Source organism: Actinomadura bangladeshensis (genome assembly GCF_004348335.1).
GTDB lineage: Bacteria > Actinomycetota > Actinomycetes > Streptosporangiales > Streptosporangiaceae > Spirillospora > Spirillospora bangladeshensis.
In genome coordinates this window covers 1-15,052 of the sequence record NZ_SMJW01000200.1, presented here as the reverse complement: position 1 = coordinate 15,052, position 15,052 = coordinate 1, and the positions used below count along the sequence as shown (strand labels likewise).

Genomic DNA, 15,052 nt, shown 5'->3' with positions numbered 1-15,052 from the left:
TAAGAGACAGGGGGCGAGGGGAGCAGAGGTCGGGAGTCGGAGCGAAGGGGTCAGGGAGCGGCGGACTCGTGGGCCGCGATCGCTTCCTCCAGGGAGCGGTGCAGCACGAAGATCTTGGTGAGCTGGGTCACGTGGAAGACCCGGCGCACCCGGTCGTTCACGCCCATGAACGACATCGATCCGTCCCGCGCGCGGAGCCGGTGGTAGATGCCGACCAGCACGCCGAGGCCCGTGGAGTCGAGGAACGTCACCTCACCGAGGTCGATGACGAGGTGCGCACCGCCGTTGTCGATGATGTCGAGCAGCGCCTCCCGCAGCCGGGGGCTGGTGAAGACGTCGATCTCACCGCTGATCTTGACGACCGTGAGGCCCTTCTCGACGCGGTGCTCGACGGCGAAGTCCACCGGTGCTCCTTTCGTCCGCACGTCTCGTCGGGCCCATCGGGGGTGCCCGCCGGGGGAAATGAATAGTTACCCCTGTCGCGCTCCGTTACGCCCTCAGGTCAAGCGCGTCCCACTCAAGCGCATCCCGTTCAAGGAGAACGGAACAGTGCCCACACCACCTTGCCCTGGTGCAGTGCACGCCAGCCCCACCGGACGCTGAACGACTCGACGAGGTGGAGCCCGCGTCCCGTCTCGGCGATGTAGTCGGGTTCCTTGCGGCGCGGCGCGGTGCGGCTGGCGTCCATGATCCCGCAGAGCAGCCACGGGGCCTCGTGCCCCAGCCGCAGCCGGATCGCGGACGGTGCGGAGCCCAGCGGGTCGGCCGGGTCGCCGTACACGCCCTCGCGGTGCACGTCGACGCCCGGCCGCCCGCCGGAGTTCACCCCTCCGCTGTGCCGCAGTGCGTTCGTGACGAGTTCGGAGACGACGAGGCCGACGTCGTCGGCGAGTTCGGAGAGGTTCCATTCGGCGAGCCGGCAGAGCGCGAAGTGGCGGGCCGCGGTGACCGATTCCGGATCGGGCTCCACGGTGAACGACACGGTCGAGCCGCGCAGCCGGGTGAGCGCCGTGACGGCCGTCTCCAGCCGCGGCGGCAGGTCCACCGACTCCGGGACGGGCGTCGAACGCCCAGCGCGGTCCCGTGGGCCGGCCGGCCCCGCGAGGGGGCCGAGCTCCCACCGCGTGTCGTCGTGCGCGTGGCGTGACGTCATTCCACCGGACCCCGCAGAGTGATCTCGTTGTGCAGCCGTGGCTCGGAAGTCTCGTGCGTTATCCTGCGCATCGTAGCGTGCGAATGCAAGGCCCAATGCACGTGCATCCGCGTTGTGAGGGTGTGGGGCGACGCGGATCGCAACCGGGTGAACGGAGGTAACCGCAGGACACTCAGGCCAGTGGCACACTAGGTTCGCTGTCCGCCGAATAGCCGGGAGGTTGGGCGTGACTCCAGAGACGCCGGGAAGCGGGTCGACGGTTCGTCGGATCCTGCTCGGGTCCCAGCTGCGCCGTCTGCGCGAGCAGCGGGGAGTGACCCGTCAGGAGGCCGGCTACGTCATCCGTGCGTCGGAGTCGAAGATCAGCCGCCTTGAGCTCGGACGTGTCAGCTTCAAGGAACGCGACGTGGACGACCTGCTCACGTTGTACGGCGTCAGCGACAAGACGGAACGCGAGGCGCTGCTACAGCTTGCGCGGGAGGCCAACACCCCCGGTTGGTGGCACCGGTACAACGACGTGCTGCCCAACTGGTTCCAGACCTATGTGGGTCTGGAGGAGTCGGCGGCGCTGATCCGCACGTATGAACTGCAGTTCGTCCCGGGACTGCTGCAGTCGGAGGGGTACGCGCGTGCGGTGATCCGCCTGGGCAACGCCGGAGCCGCCGAGCACGAGATCGACCAGCGCGTGGAACTGCGCATGCAACGTCAGGAACGCCTCACCGGCCCGGACGCCCCGCGGCTGTGGGCCGTGGTGGACGAGGGCGCGCTCCGCCGTCCGATCGGCGGTCCGGAGGTGATGCGGGGTCAGTTCGAGCACCTCATCGAGATGTCCAAGCTGCCCAACGTCACCATCCAGATCATGCCGTTCCGGTTCGGCGGCCACGCCGCCGAGGGAGGGGCCTTCACCATCCTGCGCTTTCCCGAGCAGGACCTGCCGGACGTGGTCTACGTCGAGAACCTGACCGGCGCGATGTACCTGGACAAGCGCGACGACGTCGACACCTATCTGCAGGCGATGGAACGCCTGTGCGTCGACAGTGCGACCCCGGAACGCACCGTCGAGCTTCTCGGTGATCTTCTCAGAGAGACATGATGCTCCAAACCGATTACGACAACGGGATGCCGGCCGCCGACCTCGCCGGAGCGCGGTGGCTGAAGTCCCGGCGAAGCAACTCCCAGGGGAACTGTGTGGAAATCGCCGAACTGCCCGGTGGGCGGGTGGCGATGCGGAACTCCCGCCATCCCGACGGTCCCGCCCTGATCTACACCCGCCCCGAGATCGAGGCGCTGATCCTTGGAGCCAAGGACGGCGACTTCGACCATCTCATCGCCTCCCGTAACTGAACCATCGGAAAACCGCCAAACAGGGGAACAGCGGCGGGTCGGCTCCGGAAAACCGAACGTCGGCCCGTCCGTCCGGCAGAACCCCGCCGACGAAGAACAAGAGGCCACCCCAGGCGCGAGGGTGGCCTTTCGCGTTGCTCGGGAGACCTACCCGCAGTTGCCGTAGGGCGCGCTGCGGCCGTTGCCGCCGAACCTGACGCACACCCCGGGAGCCTTCACGTACACGGGCCCGGCGTACCAGGCGAACGATCCGCTGTCGGCGATGGAACTGCCGCCCTGCTTCTGGATCCACACCGAGACCGGTGACGCCTTGCCGACGTTCTTGGTCTTCATGGTGACCGCGCAGTTGTAGCCGGAGCTGTTGTAGAGCAGGTAGGCCACGCCCCCGGAGACGCTCAGCGACCGCTGCACGTAGTAACCGCCGCCGTGGCCGCCGCTGTTGCACGCCTGCTGCGGGGTGTACTTGTTGGCGGGCTCCTGGACGGGCGTGGAGCCTCCGCCTCCGCCTGCGGTGCCCCCCGTGCCCGTCGTGGGCTTCGACCCGCTCGGCTGCTGCGGTGCCCCGGGCTTCTTGGACGTGCCAGGGGAGGCGGGCGCTCCGCTCTTGCCGGTCTGCGGCTGCCCGCTCTTCTTCTCGGCCGGGTTCTCGGCCGCGTTGCCGGCGCCGTCCGCACTTCCGGCGGCGCCCTGCGCGTCGTGGTTCTGGTCCGAGGCCGCGACCTGCTGCTTCTTGCCCGTGTCGTCGCCGCCCCGTGTCGCGGCCCAGGCCGCGCCGCCCCCCAGGACGACCGCGACGGCCGCCGCGGCCGCGAGGGGCACGATCAGCCGCCCGCGCTTCCTGCCGTCCGGCCGGTCGGGATGTGATGCCCCAGGAGGCCCTGACGGGACGGGCGGAACCGCCGGCGGCACATGCTGCATCCCGGCCGGCATCTCGCCGGGTGCGCCCGGAGGCGGGGTCAGCGCGTCGTAGGGCGGCGGCTGCGGAGCGGTCCGGTGCCTGACGCCGGACGGGTCCGTGACGTGGTCGGGAGGCAGCAGGGCGCCCGCCATCGCGGACGGCGACGCGTGCGGGTCCGTCGCACTGTGCGGCGTCCCGGCGCTCCCGGGCGCGGCCGGGTCCACCGGCAGCCCGGGGAAGGCGGGCAGCGGCGGCACGGGCACCCCCGCCGAGGTCGTGCCGCTGGCCGCGCCGACGAGGCGCTCCTGGGCCTGGCGCGCGGTGGGACGCTGCGCGGGCTCCTTGTTCAGGCAGGCCAGCACCAGCTCGCGCATCGGTTCGGGCAGGTCGCCGAGGTCGGGCTCCATGGTCAGGATCCGGTGCATGACCGTGGCCATCTCGTCGTTGCCGAACGCCGGACGTCCCGTCGCGGCGAACGCCATCGTCGTGCCCCACGCGAACATGTCCGACGCGGGCCCGACCTCGCCGCCGGTGAAGTGCTCGGGCGACATGTAGGCGGGCGTGCCGACGTTCTGCGTCTCACCGGCCGCGCCGAGCGCGCGCGCGACGCCGAAGTCGATGACGCGCGGACCGTCCGGCCCCATCACCACGTTGTGCGGCTTGAAGTCGCGGTGGACGATCCCGGCCTGGTGGATCGCGGTGAGCGCGGTCAGGGTGCTGACGGCGAGCCGCTCCAGCGCGCCGCCCCTGCGCGGGCCCTCCGACCGCACGACGTGGTGCAGGGACAGGCCGGGCACGTACTCGCTGACGATGTAGGGCTGGTCGCCCGCGACGTCCGCGTCGAGCACCTGCGCGGTGCAGAACCGCGCGACCCGCTTGGCGACCTCCAGTTCGCGGACGAAGCGCGCGCGGGCCGACCCGTCGCCGGTGAGCCCGCCGTGCAGCAGCTTGACGGCGACGTGGTCGGCGGCGCGGACCGTTCCGGTCTCGCCGGCCCTGCGGCCCAGGAAGACCGCGCCCTGACCACCCTCTCCGAGGCGGCCGAGGATCTCGTATCCGCCCAGCTCGGTCGGGTCTCCCGACCGCAGTGGCAGGGCGTCCGGCATCGTCCTGTCCGTCACACCACTCGCTCCCCGTCGCTCGCGCCTCGTCCGCACACCTTGGGCAAGACTACGGCCACACGATGGTAGGCGCTCAGCGCCGTACTTGATCTCCAGTCCGCGGCATCGCCGCCCGCGCGCCCGCCCGCGGTCGAATGGGACTATAGTCCGGTTGACCCGACGAGGAGGCCGCCGATGGACCGCGGAGCCGCGACCGGGCGGCGCGTCGACCTCGAACTGATGCGGACGCCGCCGCCCAAGGAGCGCGCCGACGCCGCGCGCAACCGCGTGAAGGTGCTGGACGCGGCGGCCGTGCTCTTCGCGCGGCACGGGGTCGAGTCGGTCTCGATGGACGCCGTCGCCGCCGCGGCGGGCGTCGGCAAGGGCACCCTCTTCCGCCGGTTCGGCGACAAGGCTGGGCTGGCCGCCGCCCTGCTGAACCAGCGCGAGCGCGACCTGCAGGACGCGATCCTGTCCGGCCCGGCCCCGCTCGGCCCCGGCAAGGGCGACGCGACGGTCTCGCCGTCCGACCGTCTGCACGCCTTCGCCGACGCCTACCTCGACTACGCGCTGGACCATCTCTCCCTGGTGCGCATGTCCGAGACCGCCTCCCCCGGGGCGCGGTATCGCATCGGCGCCTACGGATTCTGGCATCGGCACCTGGTGATACTGCTCGATCAGATGGGCGACGCCGTCCCGGACGGCGAAGCGGCCGCGCACGCGCTTCTGGCCGTACTCGGCGCCGAGCACATCGCCGCCATGGTCGAGAGCGTGGGGAGGCAACGCGCGCGCGCCGCCGTCCACATGCTCTTCAACGCGGCCACCGCCTAGACCCTCCGAGACGACGAAACCCCCGTGCGCGGTGCACGGGGGCTTGCGGCGCCCAGACGGAGATCGGTCCAGGCGGAGCGGGTGTCAGGCCGGGTCGGGCGTCCGACGCTCAGGGACGGACTCCACCCGGCCGTTCTCTGTGCCCGGTGGACCCTCCAGGGCGTGGTTGCGTTCCAACTGGGCCGCCACCGCGAGGGCGCGCAGCGACGTCGTCTTCAGATGTTTGCGTTCGCGATTGGAACGGGTGCGGGGGATGCTGCTCGGCACGGTCGCCTCCCTGGGTCGTGGACAGGTGCTACCCGGATCGCCGGTGTTCGCACGGTAGTTGCAACCGCAAGATCCTTCTCGCTATTCCGAGTGATCGGCGCTTTTCTTCACGTCCGGATCCGGACGCTGGTGGGCCGCCCCACTATCTAGGTTGCATTCCTAACTAGCTAGCAGTACGGTCTAGCTTGTTGAACCGACACACCCTCCGGGAGTTGACCGCAGTGGCCGCTGATCGCCGCGCCAGCTGGCTCAAGGGCGTCCTCGACCTGCTGGTCCTCGCCAGCCTGACCGGCGGCGAGAGCTACGGGTACGAGATCGCCAAGACGCTCGCGGGCGCGGGCCTCGGGCAGATCAAGGGCGGCACGCTGTACCCCGTCCTCAACCGGCTGGAGGAGGCGGGGCTGGTCGCCGCGGAGTTCCGCGCCGCCGAGCGCGGCCCCGGCCGCCGCTACTACCGCCTCACCGACGCGGGACGCCGGACGCTCGCCGAGCAGGGCGGCCTGTGGCTGGAGTTCGACGAATCAGTCCGCACGATGCTCACCCAGGGAGCCGACCGATGACGCACCCCTACTTCGACGAGCTGGCGGAACGGCTCCGCGGCCGCGGCCTGCCCGCCGCCGAGGTCGACCGGACCGTGGCCGACCTCGCGGCCTTCGCGGCCGAGTCCGGCACCGATCCGGTGCGCGAGTTCGGCGCGCCGGAGGAGTTCGCCGCGCGGCTCGCCCGCGACACCGGCCTCGACCACGACCCCGATGCCGGTACGAGCGCGGGCGCCGTCCCCCCGGACACGGCCGAGACCTGGACGTGGCGCGCCGACGCGTTCCACGAGCGCGAGGTGCTGAACCGCTACGGCGACGAGGGATGGGAGGTCGAGCGCGTCGACTCGGCCGGCCGCTTCGTCAGCCGCCGCGCCGGCGACCACCCGCTGCGCTGGGAGTACCGCCGCGAGATCGCGCTGCCCCGCACCCGCGCCGCCGTCGCCGAGCGCCTCGCGCCGGACGGCTGGGAGCCGTGCGGCAGCTGGTTCCACTTCGAGTACTTCAAGCGGCCCAAGGCGGTCATGCTCGGGCTGGAGGGCGAGGTCGCCCTGCCGCCGGAGGCCCCGGCACGGCGGACCTTCTGGAGCGGGCGCTTCCACCTCTTCGTCGTCTGCTACCTCGCCTTTCTCGTCCTCCTCGCGGTCGCGTGGGGCGTCCTCGCGGTGGACGACCTCCCGGTCGCCCTCCTCGGCGGCCTCTTCGCCGGCGCCGTGATCGCCGCCGGGCTGCTGGGCCTGCGCCTCTGGCGCGAACGCGCACGCTAGGGGCCGCCGGGTGCGCGCCGCCGCCGGTCGCGCGGGGTAACGCCCCGCGATAGGAACAATCGTGCGTTTTTCCCTCTAAGCGCTATCTATCACTTTGTTCACACATCTCAGCCGCTCTGCGAGGCTGCCCCGACCGCTCAACTGGGTAGGTATCGCAAGACTCGGTTCGCCCGCCGGGGTGGCCGCGCCCTGAGCGGCTCAGCGTGGAGCCCGGGAGGCCTCGGACGCGGGCGGACCCGCCCGAGCGTCTCCTGGGAGAGATACGTTGATCAGAAAGCTGCTCGTCGCCAACCGGGGCGAGATCGCCGTGCGCGCCTTCCGCGCGGCCTACGAACTCGGCATCGCCAGCGTCGCCGTCTACGCGCACGAGGACCGGCTGTCCCTGCACCGGCAGAAGGCGGACGAGGCGTACGAGATCGGGACGCGCGGCCACCCCGTCCGCGCGTACCTCGACGTCGACGGCATCGTGGAGACCGCGCTGCGGGTCGGCGCCGACGCCGTGTACCCCGGGTACGGGTTCCTGTCGGAGAGCCCGGAGCTGGCCCAGGCGTGCGAGCGCAACGGGATCAAGTTCGTCGGCCCGCCGTCCCGCGTGCTCAGCCTGGCCGGCAACAAGATCGAGGCGGTCGCGGCGGCGCGGCGCGCGGGCCTGCCCGTGCTGCGCTCGGCGACGCCCGCGCCGGGGGAGGAGCTGGCGGCGGCCGACGAGGTCGGGTTTCCGCTGTTCGTCAAGGCCGCGGCCGGCGGCGGCGGGCGCGGCCTGCGCCGCGTCGACAACCGCGAGGACCTGGAGGCCGCCGTCGACACGGCGCGCCGCGAGGCCGAGAGCGCGTTCGGCGACGCGACCGTGTTCCTGGAGCAGGCGGTCGACCGCCCCCGCCACATCGAGGTGCAGGTCCTCGCGGACGGCGCCGGGCACATGGTCCACCTGCGCGAGCGCGACTGCTCGGTGCAGCGACGCCACCAGAAGGTCGTCGAGATCGCGCCCGCGCCGCGGCTGGACGCGGCCGTCGCCGCGCGGCTCTGCGAGGACGCCGTGACGTTCGCCCGCGAGATCGGCTACGAGAACGCGGGCACCGTCGAGTTCCTGGTGGACGAGCGCGGCGAGCACGTCTTCATCGAGATGAACCCGCGCATCCAGGTCGAGCACACCGTGACCGAGGAGGTCACCGGCGTCGACCTCGTGCAGAGCCAGCTGCGCATCGCGGGCGGCGAGACCCTCGCCGACCTCGGCATCGCGCAGGAGAACGTGACCGTCAGCGGCTTCGCCGTCCAGTGCCGCATCACCACCGAGGACCCGGCGAACGGCTTCCGCCCCGACACCGGGAAGATCTCGGCGTACCGGTCGCCGGGCGGCGCCGGGGTGCGGCTCGACACCGGCACCGCCTACGGCGGCGCGATCGTGTCCCCGCACTTCGACTCGCTGCTGGTCAAGCTGACCTGCCGCGGCCGGACGTTCGAGGAGGCGGTGCGCCGGGCGCGCCGGGCCGTCGCCGAGTTCCGCATCCGCGGGGTCGCCTCGAACATCCCGTTCCTGCAGGCGCTGCTGGACGAGCCGGACTTCCGCGCGGGCGGCGTCACGACGTCCTACATCGCCGACCACCCGGAGCTGCTGACGGCCCGGTCGAGCGGCGACCGCGCGACCCGCCTCGTCCGGTACCTGGCGGACGTGACCGTCAACAAGCCGCACGGCGACGCGCCGACCGACCTGGACCCGGCGACGAAGCTGCCGCCCCTCGACCTGGACGGCCCCTTCCCGGAGGGCTCGCGCGACCGGCTGCTGGCCCTCGGCGCGCGCGCGTTCGCCGAACAGCTCCGGAACCAGAGCGCGCTGGCCGTCACCGACACCACCTTCCGGGACGCGCACCAGTCGCTCCTCGCGACGCGAGTACGCACCTACGACCTGCTCACGGCCGCGCCCTACCTGGCCCGCATGACACCGGAGCTGCTCTCCATCGAGGCGTGGGGCGGCGCGACGTACGACGTCGCGCTCCGCTTCCTCGGCGAGTCGCCCTGGGACAGGCTGGCCGCGATCCGTGAGGAAGCGCCGAACCTGTGCATCCAGATGCTGCTGCGCGGCCGCAACACCGTCGGCTACACGCCCTACCCCGACTCGGTGGCGCGCGCCTTCGTGAAGGAGGCCGCCAGTACGGGCGTCGACATCTTCCGTGTGTTCGACGCTCTGAACGACGTGGAACGCATGCGTCCGGCCATCGACGCCGCGCTCCAGACCCACGCCCTTGTGGAGGGGACGCTCTGCTACACGGGCGACCTCTCGTCCCCCGGCGAGAACCTCTACACGCTCGACTACTACCTGCGGCTCGCAGAGGAACTGGTCGAGGCGGGCGTCCACATCCTGTGCATCAAGGACATGGCCGGCCTGCTCCGCGCACCCGCCGCGCGCACACTCGTCAGGGCCCTGCGCGAGCGTTTCGACCTGCCCGTCCACCTCCACACCCACGACACGGCCGGCGGGCAGATCGGCACCTACATCGCCGCCATCGAAGCCGGTGTCGACGCGGTGGACGGAGCCGCCGCCCCCCTTTCGGGGACCACGAGCCAGCCGCCGCTCCAGGCGATCGTGGCCGCGACCGACTTCACCGACCACGCCACCGGGCTCGACCTCGGCGCGCTCACCGCGATGGAGCCGTACTGGGAGGCCGTCCGCAAGCTGTACGCGCCGTTCGAGATGGGGCTGCCGTCGCCGACCGGGCGCGTCTACCGGCACGAGATCCCGGGCGGGCAGCTGTCCAACCTGCGGCAGCAGGCGGTCGCGCTCGGCCTCGGCGACCGCTTCGAGGAGATCGAGCGCTGCTACGCGGCGGCCGACGCGATCCTCGGGCGGCTGGTGAAGGTGACCCCGTCCAGCAAGGTCGTCGGCGACCTCGCCCTGCACCTCGTCGCCGCGGGCGCCGACCCCGACGACTTCGCCGAGAACCCCGACCGCTACGACATCCCCGACAGCGTCATCGGGTTCCTCAACGGCGAGCTGGGCGACCCGCCGGGCGGCTGGCCCGAGCCCTTCCGCACCAAGGCCCTCGCAGGGCGCCAGTACACGCCCGCCAGGGCGGAACTGGACGGCGCGGAGGAGAAGGCCCTGGCCGGGCCGGAGGTCCGCGACACCCTCGACCGCCTGCTCTTCCCCGGGCCCGCGAAGGACTACCGCGAGGCCAGGGCCGCCTACGGCGACCTCTCCGTCCTGCCCACCGGCCCGTTCCTCTACGGGCTCCGCACCGGGCACGAGGTCGCGTTCGACCTCGAACCGGGCGTCCGCGTGCTCGCCGGGCTGGAGGCGGTCGGCGCCGTCGACGAGGCGGGCGTCCGGCAGGTCATCTGCTCGGTGAACGGCCAGCTGCGCACCCTGTCCGTCCGCGACAAGTCGGTCGTGTCGGACGCGCCGCCGGTCGAGCGCGCCGACCCGTCCGAACCCGGCCACGTCGCCGCCCCGTTCGACGGCTCGGTCACCCTGCGCGCCGCCAAGGGCGACCAGGTCGCCGCGGGTGATGTGGTGGCCACGATCGAGGCCATGAAGATGGAGGCCGCCATCACCGCCCCGGTCGCCGGGACCGTCGCGCGCCTGGCCGTCCCCGCGGCCACCCCCGTCCAGGCAGGGGACCTGCTCCTGGTCATCCAGGAGGGTTGAGCACGGCCCAGCGGGGTCTTGCGGCGCGCAGGTCGGCGCCGCAAGACCCCGTGCCGGCGGCTTGTGCGTCAGCGCACCGCGTAGTCGTTCAGCGAGGGGGACAGGAGGTCGAACGCCGTCCGGGCGGACTTGGTGAGGGCGGCGGCGATCTGGTCCGGGGGCTCGTTGTCGAGGCTGCGGCGCAGGGTCTCCTGGAACAGGACGCGGTGGACGGCGCCGAGCTGGGCGGCGACCAGGCGGGGGAGCGGGTCGTCCGGGGCGGCCGCGGTCTCCCCGGCGAGGACGGCGGCCAGAGCGTCCTCGCGCTCCTCGTGGAACTCGCGGAGCCGGGAGACCAGCGCCGGGCTCTCGGTGATCATGCGGGCGAAGTCGGGGCCGGAGAAGCCGATGACCGGGTCGCGCCGGTGCGCGGCGTCCAGGAAGGCGCGGCGGAGCGCGGCGAGCGCGGACTCGCCGGGCGCCCGGCCGGCGACGGTGCGGGCCAGCAGGCCGACGAACTCCTCGTGCAGATCGAGTGCGAGGTCCTCCTTGCGCGGGAAGTAGTTCGTCACGGTCATCTTCGCGACCTGCGCCGCCGCCGCGACGTCGGCGATCGTGACCCGGTCGAAGCCGTGCCGCAGGAAGAGGCGCGTCGCCTGGTCCGAGATGTTCTGCCTCGTCTGCTGCTTCTTCATCTCCCGCAGTCCCATGCGACCATCATGGCATAGTTCGACCTAAATTTATGCTTGACCTACTTCTAGGTTCATTCTAAGTTTATGTCGCGGGGCAGACGGGTACCGAGATCGCGTGACCCCGTTCCCTCCCCCGGCCGGACGAGCAAAGGACACCGCCCTGAACGCCAGCCACGCGCCGAGCGCGTCCCCCCGCGCCACCGTGAACCTCGTCGACCCGATGAAGGACTACCTGTCCCGCATCGGGCGCACCGCGCTGCTCACCGCCGAGCAGGAGGTCGACCTGGCCAAGCGCATCGAGGCCGGCCTGTTCGCCCGCGAGCGCCTTGAGACCCTCGGCGACGACCTCAGCCTCCAGGACAAGGAGGACCTGGAGTGGATCGCCGCCGACGGGGCCCGCGCCAAGCAGCACATGGTCGAGGCCAACCTGCGCCTCGTCGTGTCGCTCGCCAAGCGCTACATGGGCCACGGCCTGCCGCTGAACGACCTCGTCCAGGAGGGCAACCTCGGGCTGATCCGCGCCGTCGAGAAGTTCGAGTACCGCCGGGGCCTCAAGTTCTCCACCTACGCCGTCTGGTGGATCAAGCAGGCCATCAGCCGCGCGCTCGCCGACCAGAGCCGCACCATCCGCATCCCGGTGCACGTCGTCGAGGTCCTCAACCGGATGACGCGCGTCCGGCGGCGCATGATGCAGGACCTCGGCCGCGAGCCCACCTCGCGGGAACTGGCCGTCGAGCTGGACATCACCCCCGAGAAGGTGGAGTGGCTGCGGCGGCAGGCCCGCGAGCCGCTTTCCCTGCACACCCCGCTCGGCGAGGACGGCGACGGCGAGCTCGGCGACGTCATCGAGGACCCGGAGGGCGGCGATCCGGCCGACGTCGTCGCGTCCTCCATGCTGCGCGGCAAGCTCGACGCCGTCCTGGAGACGCTCACCGAGCGCGAGGCCGGGGTGATCTCGATGCGGTTCGGGCTCTCCGGCGGCGAGCCGAAGACGCTCGAAGAGGTCGGCAAGGTCTACGGGGTGACACGCGAGCGCATCCGGCAGATCGAGTCGAAGGGCATGCACAAGCTGCGCCACCCGTCCCGGCGGGAGACCCTCGCCGACCTGCTCGGCTGACGTACCGGCGGCGTCCGCGGGGCCCCGTGCGGTCCGGTCCTGTGATGAACCGGACCGTGAGTTCTCACGTATTGGGATGACAGGGCGGCTGATCACCGAGGACACTTTCCTCGGACGTGCCGTGCGTGGAGAGCTGGGGACGATGGCGAGGCGGTTGGGGCGGATGGCGGCGGCCGCGGGCGTCGCGGCGGCGCTGGCGATCGCGTCCGCCCAGGTCCCGGCGCACGCCGGCGGTCCGGGCGCGCTCCCTGCGGCCCCGGCCGCGCCGGACGCTCCGCTCGCGGCGGGCGCGCAGCGTCCGCCGACCACGGCGTTCGATCCGGCCAAGCTCCGCGCCACCCTCGACGCCACCCGCGACGCCGGCATGTACGGGCTGTTCTCCGAGGCCCGCGACGGCCGCACCGCCTGGGACGGGGCGTCCGGGGTGGCCGACGTGCGGACGCGACGCCCGGTCACGCCCGGCATGCAGACGCGGGTCGGCAGCATCACCAAGTCGTTCGTCGCCGCCGCGATCCTCCAGCAGGTCGAGAAGGGCGCCGTCAGCCTGGACGCACCGGTCGTCCAGTACCTGCCGGGCCTCATCCCCGGGCGGCTCGGGCAGCAGACCACCGTTCGCATGCTGCTGAACCACACCAGCGGGATCGGCGACTACGTCCTCACGGCGTTCCCGTCGTTGAAGGAACTGTCGCCTGCGAGCCTGGACGAGTTCCGCAACCGCGACGTCACGCCCGAACAGCTCATCAAGTGGGGGCTGCGCGCTCCCCGCACCGGCATGCCGGGCGAGCGCTGGTCGTACTCCAACACCAACTACATCATCGCCGGACGGCTCCTGGAGAAGGTGACAGGGACCAAGGCGGAGAAGTACATCACGCGGAACGTCATCGAGAAGGCCGGGCTCAAGCACACCTACTTCCCCGACTCGCCCTGGGTGGACGGGCCGCACTCGCGCATGTACGAGTCGCTGTACCGGCATGTGAAACCACCCCGCGACTACAGCGTCTTCAACATGAGCTGGGCGTGGACGGCGGGCGCGCTGGTCTCCACCATGGACGACCTCAACCGCTTCTACCGCAGGCTCCTGACCGGCCGCATCGTCGGCACGGACATGCTGGCGCAGATGAAGCGAACCGTCCCCGTGAAGGACGCGGACGGCGACGTCCTGATGAACTACGGCCTCGGCCTCTACTCGCTCGACCTGCCGTGCGGGACGTTCTGGGGCCACGACGGCGCCGTCTTCGGGGCGGGCACCCAGTCGCTGACGTCCGACGGCGGCGCGCGGCAGGTGTCGGTCGCCCTCAACCTGATGAAGTACCAGCAGCTCAACGCCAACGGCACGCCCGTCCCCGACCCGATCGACAGCGCGCTCGCCGCGCACGTGGTCGAGGCCCTGTGCGGCACGCGGCCCGGGGTGAGGACGGCCGCGGCCGACGAGCCCGTCCGGCTGCTGCCGCTCCAGGTCGCGCGCACGGTCCGCTGATTGTCGGTGGGGGCGTCTAACGTCCCGCACATGCCGAGCGCGACCGAGACGCACACCACCACCGCCTGGGAGAAGATCGCCGCCCTGATCGACGGGCGCGATCCGGAGTCGGTCGCGGGCGCCGTCCGCGACCTGGACGACACCGGGCGCCGCGCGGTCGCGAAGGCGCTGCCGGGCCACGTCAAGGCGGTCCGGGCGCGGCGCGACCCGTGGGAGGCCATCGACGACTTCGCCCCCGCCTTCCGGGCGGCGGGCGCCGTCGCGCTGGGCGGTTCCTCCGCCGTCGCGGCCTGGCTGACCCGGCGCGAGTTCAACTCCCGGTGGGCGGGCGAGCACGACGACACCGGCCGGCTCCTGGAACTGTGGGACGACCGCGACGACGCCTGGCTCGCCGATCTCGCGCGTCGGCTGACGCTCCGGCTGCGCGGCCCCCGGCACATCGGGCTCGACCTCGTCCTGGCCCTGCTGGCCGAGACGGGGATCGAACCGCCCGACCACGATCCGCTCGTCGTCGGCTGAGTGTCGTCCGCGCCGCCTCGCGAGAAGGACCCGCTGCTGCCGTCCCTGCTGCCGCGCATCTTCGAGGCCGAAGGCGTCGGCCGGGAGTTGCGCGACAACCCGTCCTGGCTGCGGACGCTGCCGACCCTCGCCGACCGGGGCGCGGTCGACCGCCGGATGCTGCTGGACGGCTGCGTCCGCCGGTTCCTGCGCGGCGGGACGGTCCTCGACCTGCGGTTCTTCGTCCGCCTGCACGGCCTGCTCATGCCCGCCGACCCGGCCGCGCGGGAACGCGAGATCCTCGACCACGCCCGCGACTACGTCCGGCTGCTGCCCGCCGCGCCCGGCCCCGTCGCCGACCTGGCGCTCGGCCTGCTGACCGAGCCCGCGGAGCTGCCGGCGCAGCACGTCGTGGAGGCGCTGGACGGGGTGCTCTTCCGCGCGGAGTCGGGCCTCGTGAACACGGGGCTGACATGGTCGCAGAAGACCCTCAGGGCCAGGCCCGAACTCGCCGGCGACTGCGCCGCCGCCCTCGCCCAGGCGTTCGGGCACGAGTCGTACACCGTCCAGGAGCGCGCGGTCAGGATCGCGCTCAAGCTCCCCGAGGGCGTGGACACGGCCGCGCTCGCCGACGCCGTCCCGCTGCTCGCGCCCGACCTCGGCGCGAAGGCCGCCGCCCGCTTCGGCGGCGTCATCGCCGAACCCGCACCGGTCGACGACCCGCCGCCCGCCCTCACCTGTCTCTTATAC

The 15,052-nt window shown here is 72.2% G+C and carries 14 protein-coding genes and 1 pseudogene; 10 read left to right on the top strand and 5 right to left on the bottom strand.

What is annotated here, in order from left to right; all coding sequences use genetic code 11:
* Positions 1-50 precede the first annotated feature (50 nt).
* Positions 51-404, bottom strand: coding sequence for an STAS domain-containing protein (locus E1284_RS29880; RefSeq protein WP_131943493.1), 354 nt, complete (start codon positions 402-404; stop codon positions 51-53).
* Positions 405-532: 128 nt separating this feature from the next.
* Positions 533-1,153 carry an ATP-binding protein gene (locus E1284_RS29875; protein WP_243714830.1) on the bottom strand — a complete coding sequence of 207 codons (621 nt, stop codon included), beginning with the start codon at positions 1,151-1,153 and terminating at the stop codon, positions 533-535.
* 271 nt (positions 1,154-1,424) lie between these two features.
* Here E1284_RS29875 and E1284_RS29870 point away from each other — a divergent pair, with 271 nt between their 5' ends.
* The gene (locus tag E1284_RS29870) at positions 1,425-2,246 is read left to right on the top strand and encodes a helix-turn-helix domain-containing protein (protein WP_131943498.1); all 822 of its coding nucleotides are present in this window, start codon (positions 1,425-1,427) and stop codon (positions 2,244-2,246) included.
* Entirely contained in the window at positions 2,243-2,497 is a 255-nt protein-coding gene (locus tag E1284_RS29865) for a DUF397 domain-containing protein (protein WP_420867424.1), read from the top strand. Before E1284_RS29870 ends, E1284_RS29865 begins: the two co-directional genes overlap by 4 nt.
* Positions 2,498-2,644: 147 nt before the next feature.
* Here the strand turns inward: E1284_RS29865 and E1284_RS29860 are convergent, their stop codons facing one another.
* On the bottom strand, positions 2,645-4,516 hold the full coding sequence (locus tag E1284_RS29860; protein WP_131943492.1) for a serine/threonine protein kinase: 1,872 nt from the start codon (positions 4,514-4,516) through the stop codon (positions 2,645-2,647).
* A 174-nt stretch (positions 4,517-4,690) separates the two neighbouring features.
* Here E1284_RS29860 and E1284_RS29855 point away from each other — a divergent pair, with 174 nt between their 5' ends.
* Complete coding sequence (locus E1284_RS29855; RefSeq protein WP_131943491.1) at positions 4,691-5,326, top strand: TetR/AcrR family transcriptional regulator; 636 nt, start codon at positions 4,691-4,693, stop codon at positions 5,324-5,326.
* Between the two features lie 84 nt (positions 5,327-5,410).
* On the opposite strand, the gene E1284_RS29850 is transcribed toward E1284_RS29855, so the two are convergent.
* On the bottom strand, positions 5,411-5,593 hold the full coding sequence (locus tag E1284_RS29850) for a hypothetical protein (protein ID WP_131943490.1): 183 nt from the start codon (positions 5,591-5,593) through the stop codon (positions 5,411-5,413).
* Between the two features lie 221 nt (positions 5,594-5,814).
* On the opposite strand from E1284_RS29850, the gene E1284_RS29845 reads away from it, so the two are divergent.
* The 3 genes from E1284_RS29845 to E1284_RS29835 all read left to right on the top strand — a co-directional run bounded on the left by E1284_RS29845 (position 5,815) and on the right by E1284_RS29835 (position 10,539).
* Positions 5,815-6,153, top strand: a complete 339-nt coding sequence (locus tag E1284_RS29845) for a PadR family transcriptional regulator (RefSeq protein ID WP_131943496.1) — start codon at positions 5,815-5,817, stop codon at positions 6,151-6,153.
* Positions 6,150-6,896: a hypothetical protein gene (locus E1284_RS29840; RefSeq protein WP_131943489.1), complete on the top strand. Its 747-nt coding sequence runs from the start codon at positions 6,150-6,152 to the stop codon at positions 6,894-6,896. Before E1284_RS29845 ends, E1284_RS29840 begins: the two co-directional genes overlap by 4 nt.
* A gap of 265 nt (positions 6,897-7,161) precedes the next feature.
* Positions 7,162-10,539, top strand: a complete 3,378-nt coding sequence (locus E1284_RS29835; RefSeq protein WP_131943488.1) for a pyruvate carboxylase — start codon at positions 7,162-7,164, stop codon at positions 10,537-10,539.
* A 68-nt stretch (positions 10,540-10,607) separates the two neighbouring features.
* On the opposite strand, the gene E1284_RS29830 is transcribed toward E1284_RS29835, so the two are convergent.
* Positions 10,608-11,228: a TetR/AcrR family transcriptional regulator gene (locus tag E1284_RS29830; RefSeq protein WP_131943487.1), complete on the bottom strand. Its 621-nt coding sequence runs from the start codon at positions 11,226-11,228 to the stop codon at positions 10,608-10,610.
* A gap of 157 nt (positions 11,229-11,385) precedes the next feature.
* Between E1284_RS29830 and E1284_RS29825 the strand changes: the two are divergent.
* The 4 genes and pseudogenes from E1284_RS29825 to E1284_RS41895 form a co-directional block, all read left to right on the top strand.
* Positions 11,386-12,327 (top strand): annotated as a pseudogene (locus E1284_RS29825) (RNA polymerase sigma factor); the annotation flags it as partial.
* Between the two features lie 142 nt (positions 12,328-12,469).
* Positions 12,470-13,804, top strand: a complete 1,335-nt coding sequence (locus E1284_RS29820; protein WP_243714828.1) for a serine hydrolase domain-containing protein — start codon at positions 12,470-12,472, stop codon at positions 13,802-13,804.
* A 30-nt stretch (positions 13,805-13,834) separates the two neighbouring features.
* On the top strand, positions 13,835-14,323 hold the full coding sequence (locus E1284_RS29815) for a hypothetical protein (RefSeq protein ID WP_131943486.1): 489 nt from the start codon (positions 13,835-13,837) through the stop codon (positions 14,321-14,323).
* The coding region (locus E1284_RS41895; protein WP_207924029.1) for a DUF6493 family protein at positions 14,324-15,052 on the top strand (729 nt) is incomplete at its 3' end.

Bases quoted from the DNA above. Each gene is read 5' to 3' on its own strand.
- E1284_RS29875 (WP_243714830.1), bottom strand. From the start codon at position 1,153: ATGACGTCACGCCACGCGCACGACGACACGCGGTGGGAGCTCGGCCCC.
- E1284_RS29865 (WP_420867424.1), top strand. From the start codon at position 2,243: ATGATGCTCCAAACCGATTACGACAACGGGATGCCGGCCGCCGACCTC.
- E1284_RS29855 (WP_131943491.1), top strand. From the start codon at position 4,691: ATGGACCGCGGAGCCGCGACCGGGCGGCGCGTCGACCTCGAACTGATG.
- E1284_RS29840 (WP_131943489.1), top strand. From the start codon at position 6,150: ATGACGCACCCCTACTTCGACGAGCTGGCGGAACGGCTCCGCGGCCGC.
- E1284_RS29830 (WP_131943487.1), bottom strand. From the start codon at position 11,228: ATGGGACTGCGGGAGATGAAGAAGCAGCAGACGAGGCAGAACATCTCG.
- E1284_RS29820 (WP_243714828.1), top strand. From the start codon at position 12,470: ATGGCGAGGCGGTTGGGGCGGATGGCGGCGGCCGCGGGCGTCGCGGCG.
- E1284_RS29815 (WP_131943486.1), top strand. From the start codon at position 13,835: ATGCCGAGCGCGACCGAGACGCACACCACCACCGCCTGGGAGAAGATC.